Raw genomic sequence first — 3625 nt, 5'->3', positions numbered from 1 at the left:
GTGCCAGGGGGCGTCCGTGCTGCGGGTGCGCGGCGGGGTGGGAGGGGAGGCGGGCGCCTCCGACTGGCTCGCGGAACCGTCGGCCGCGGACCGCGACCGCCGGGCCGGACGCGGCGCGGTCTCCTCGTCGGCCGGGGCGGGAGCCGCCTGGCTCGCCGAACCGTCTGCCGCGGACCGCGACCTGCGCGGACCGGCCGCCGGCTGCGGAGCCTCGGCCGCTCCTTCCGAGCCGGCCGCCGCATCCGCCGCCTGGCTCGCCGAGCCCTCGCTCACGCTGCGGGTACGGCGCGGCGGCCTCGCCGCGAGCGCCTCGCCCGCGGCGGGCGCCGCCGGCGCGGTCCCGGGCGTCGCGGGCGTGCTCGCCGAGCCCTCGGCCGTCGTACGGGTACGCCGCACCGGGCGGTCGCCCGCGGCACGCGGAGTGCGCGCCGGTGCCGGCGGGAGCTGGCCCTTCATCGGGCCCCAGTCGTTCGGGTCGGGCACGCCCGGCGGCAGCATCTGGCGGCGCTTCGGGCCGCCGTGCTCGGACTCGCCCGGCTCCTTCGCCCCCGGCCACGCCTTCGCGACGCGCGCCGCGAGCACGAAGTCCTTGCGGAGCGGATGGCCCTCGAAGTCCTCCGGGAGGAGCAGCGGGACCAGGTGCGGGTGGCCGGTGAACTCCACGCCGAACATCTCGTGCGTCTCGCGCTCGTGCCAGGCCGCGCCCGCGTAGACCTCCACCGCCGTCGGCAGGGCGGCCGCCGCGTGCGGGACGGTCGTACGCAGCAGCAGGCGCCGGACCGTGCCGGGCCCCAGCGCCACCACGTGCGCGCAGACCCGGAAGCCCGTGCCCGGCTCGTCGACCGCGCTCAGCCAGTCGAAGAAGGTGCAGCCCAGCTCGTCGCGGGCGGTCCGCAGCGCGGCGATCCACCCCTCGGCGGGCACGTCGACCGTCAGCAGGTCGTACGCCCGCTCGGCCGTCGCCTCCGCGCCGAAGACGGCGGTCACCCCGTCCGGCAGCGAGTCGTACGGGTGCCCCCCGCCGGTCACCTCCGCGGTCCGGTCCGCGCCGCCGTTCGTGCCGCCGTTCGTGCCGTCGTTCGTGCCGTCGTCCACGGTCTCGTCCGCGTTCACTCCGTACCCCCGGACGGTGCCGGCGGGGCGACGAGGCCGCTGGTCAGCTGACCGACCGACGGCGCCTGCGCCGCGGACCCGTAGCGCTCGGCCAGCGACTCCCGGGCGATCTTCTCCTGGAGCTTGAGGATCCCCTGCAGCAGCGCCTCCGGCCGCGGCGGGCACCCCGGCACGTACACGTCGACCGGGATGATCTGGTCCACGCCCTTGGTGACCGAGTACGAGTCCCAGTACGGTCCGCCGCAGTTCGAGCAGGCGCCGAAGGAGATGACGTACTTGGGCTCGGGCATCTGCTCGTAGAGCCGCTTCACCGCCGGCGCCATCTTGTCCGTCACCGTGCCGGAGACGATCATGAGGTCGGCCTGGCGCGGTCCGGGGGCGAAGGGGATCACGCCGAGCCGGATGAAGTCGTGGCGGGCCATCGACGCGGCGATGAACTCGATCGCGCAGCAGGCGAGGCCGAAGTTGAAGACCCACAGGCTGTAGCGGCGGCCCCAGTTCAGGACGACCTTCATCGGCTCGGGGGCGAGGCGCGCGAGCGGGCCCAGCTTGGGAGCCGGCAGCGGGGTGGGCAGCGGGGTCACGTCCATGTCAGGACGCCCTTCCTGTACGCGTAGAGCAGACCCACGGCGAGGAAGCCGAGGAAGATGAACATCTCGACGAGCGTCGTCGCGCCGTAGCCGGGCGCCGCGAAGACCGTCGCCCAGGGGAAGAGAAAGATCGAGTCGACGGCGAAGATCACGTAGAGGAAGGCGTACACGTAGTAGCGGACCTGGGTGTGGGCCCAGCCCTCTCCCACCGGGTCGACGCCGCACTCGTACGTCAGCAGCTTCTCCGGGGTCGGCACCACGGGCCGCAGCAGGCGCCCGGCGCCGAAGGCCACGGCGACGAAGAGCACGCCCAGGACGGCGAGCAGTCCGACGACGGAGTACGTCTGGAAGTAATCCGCCGCAAGTCCCGCCCGTACGGTCGGTTCCGGCACGTCCGCCCCTCGCTCCGTATCGACGATCTGTACGGACGGGAGTCTAGGCCCTGTTAAAAGGACTGTAAGTGGTCGTGTCATCCAGTGAACCACCGGCTGTGCCGCCCGGCGGGCGAGGCCGTCTCCTCCCGCGCACGGCGGCGCCCGGCCGACCCCGACGGTGGGGATATCCCTACTTCCCCTCCCCCACGAACCCCATGGCGTGGCGGGCCCGCCGACCGGCAGGCTTGGCCCCATGAGCGTCGACACCGATACCGCTGACCAGGACAGGCTGCCGCCCGCACGGGTGACCTTCGGAGGGCAGACCTGGAGGGAGGTCTCCTTCCTCCTCGCCAACCTGCCGATCGCCCTGGTCGGGTTCGTGTACGCGGTGGTCTCGGTCGCCGTCGGCGTGGGCCTGTCCGTCACCGTGATCGGCCTGCCCCTGCTCGCCCTCGGACTGGCCGGCGCGCGCGGGCTGGGCCGGGCCGAGCGGGCCCGGGCGCGCGCCCTTCTCGGCGTGCGGGTGGACGAGCCGAGTCCGCTGCCCCGGCGGCACGGCTTCTTCCCCTGGCTGTGGACCTCCCTCAAGGACCCGGTGGCGTGGCGGACGCTGCTGTACGGCTTCATCCGGTTGCCGTGGGGCATCGTCACCTTCGTCGTCACCCTGGTCTCGCTGATCGTGCTGTGGCCCGTCCTGCCGTGGATCGCACGCGGTCTGTCCCACGCCGACCGCGCCATGGTGCGCGGGCTGCTGTCGCCCTCGGACGAACTGGAGCGGCGGATCGCCGAGCTGGAGAGCGACCGCGGGGTCGTCGTCGACACGGCCGCCGCCGACCTCCGCCGCATCGAGCGCGACCTGCACGACGGCGCCCAGGCCCGGCTCGTCGCCCTCGCCATGGGCCTCGGCCTCGCCAAGGAGAAGCTGCTCGAAGACCCCGAGGCCGCGGCGGCGATGGTCGACGAGGCCCACGGCGAGGTGAAGCTGGCGCTCCAGGAACTGCGCGACCTGGCCCGCGGCATCCACCCCGCGGTCCTCACCGACCGCGGACTGGACGCCGCGCTCTCCTCGATCGCCGCGCGCTGCACCGTGCCGGTGAAGGTGACCGTCGACCTGACGGAACGCCCGGCGGAGGCGATCGAGGGCATCGCCTACTTCACCGTGTCCGAGCTGCTCCAGAACGTGTCCAAGCACTCCCGGGCGCGCACCGCCTCGGTGGAGGTGTGGCGCCGGGACGACCGGCTGCTGCTGCAGGTGCGGGACGACGGGCGCGGCGGGGCGCGTCTGGACGGCGGCACCGGGATGGCGGGGCTGGCGGAGCGGCTGGGCGCGGTGGACGGGCTCTTCGTCCTGGACTCGCCGGAGGGCGGCCCGACGACGGTCACGGCCGAGCTGCCGTGGCGGTCCCGCCCGGCGTCCTGACCCCACCGCCTGGGCCCCGGCACTCGTCGCGCCGGAACCCGGCCGACCGGACCACGCGCCGCGACGCGGCGCGTACGCCCCACCGCCCCCGACCGCCCCGGGCCATGAGGGAGGTGGGCGTCTGCGGC

4 protein-coding genes are annotated in these 3625 nt (G+C 74.5%); 1 reads left to right on the top strand and 3 read right to left on the bottom strand.

Annotated features, from left to right (window positions below):
* The 3 genes from EAO71_RS28520 to EAO71_RS28510 form a co-directional block, all read right to left on the bottom strand.
* Positions 1-1029 (bottom strand): NADH-quinone oxidoreductase subunit C (locus EAO71_RS28520; RefSeq protein ID WP_261992440.1); only part of this gene is annotated, 1029 nt, incomplete at its 3' end.
* Positions 1030-1109: 80 nt separating this feature from the next.
* Positions 1110-1703, bottom strand: a complete 594-nt coding sequence (locus tag EAO71_RS28515) for an NADH-quinone oxidoreductase subunit B (RefSeq protein WP_147980709.1) — start codon at positions 1701-1703, stop codon at positions 1110-1112.
* Positions 1694-2095, bottom strand: a complete 402-nt coding sequence (locus EAO71_RS28510; RefSeq protein WP_399754345.1) for an NADH-quinone oxidoreductase subunit A — start codon at positions 2093-2095, stop codon at positions 1694-1696. The genes EAO71_RS28515 and EAO71_RS28510 overlap by 10 nt, the downstream gene beginning before the upstream one ends.
* A 235-nt stretch (positions 2096-2330) precedes the next feature.
* On the opposite strand from EAO71_RS28510, the gene EAO71_RS28505 reads away from it, so the two are divergent.
* Positions 2331-3497, top strand: coding sequence for a sensor histidine kinase (locus EAO71_RS28505; RefSeq protein ID WP_147980708.1), 1167 nt, complete (start codon positions 2331-2333; stop codon positions 3495-3497).
* Positions 3498-3625 lie beyond the last annotated feature (128 nt).

This window comes from Streptomyces sp. MS191 (assembly GCF_008042125.1).
GTDB lineage: Bacteria > Actinomycetota > Actinomycetes > Streptomycetales > Streptomycetaceae > Streptomyces.
This window is presented reverse-complemented; position numbering and strand designations above follow the sequence as displayed.

Excerpts from the sequence above, each read along its gene's own strand:
- EAO71_RS28515 (WP_147980709.1), bottom strand. The coding sequence starts at position 1,703 with ATGGACGTGACCCCGCTGCCCACCCCGCTGCCGGCTCCCAAGCTGGGC.
- EAO71_RS28505 (WP_147980708.1), top strand. The coding sequence starts at position 2,331 with ATGAGCGTCGACACCGATACCGCTGACCAGGACAGGCTGCCGCCCGCA.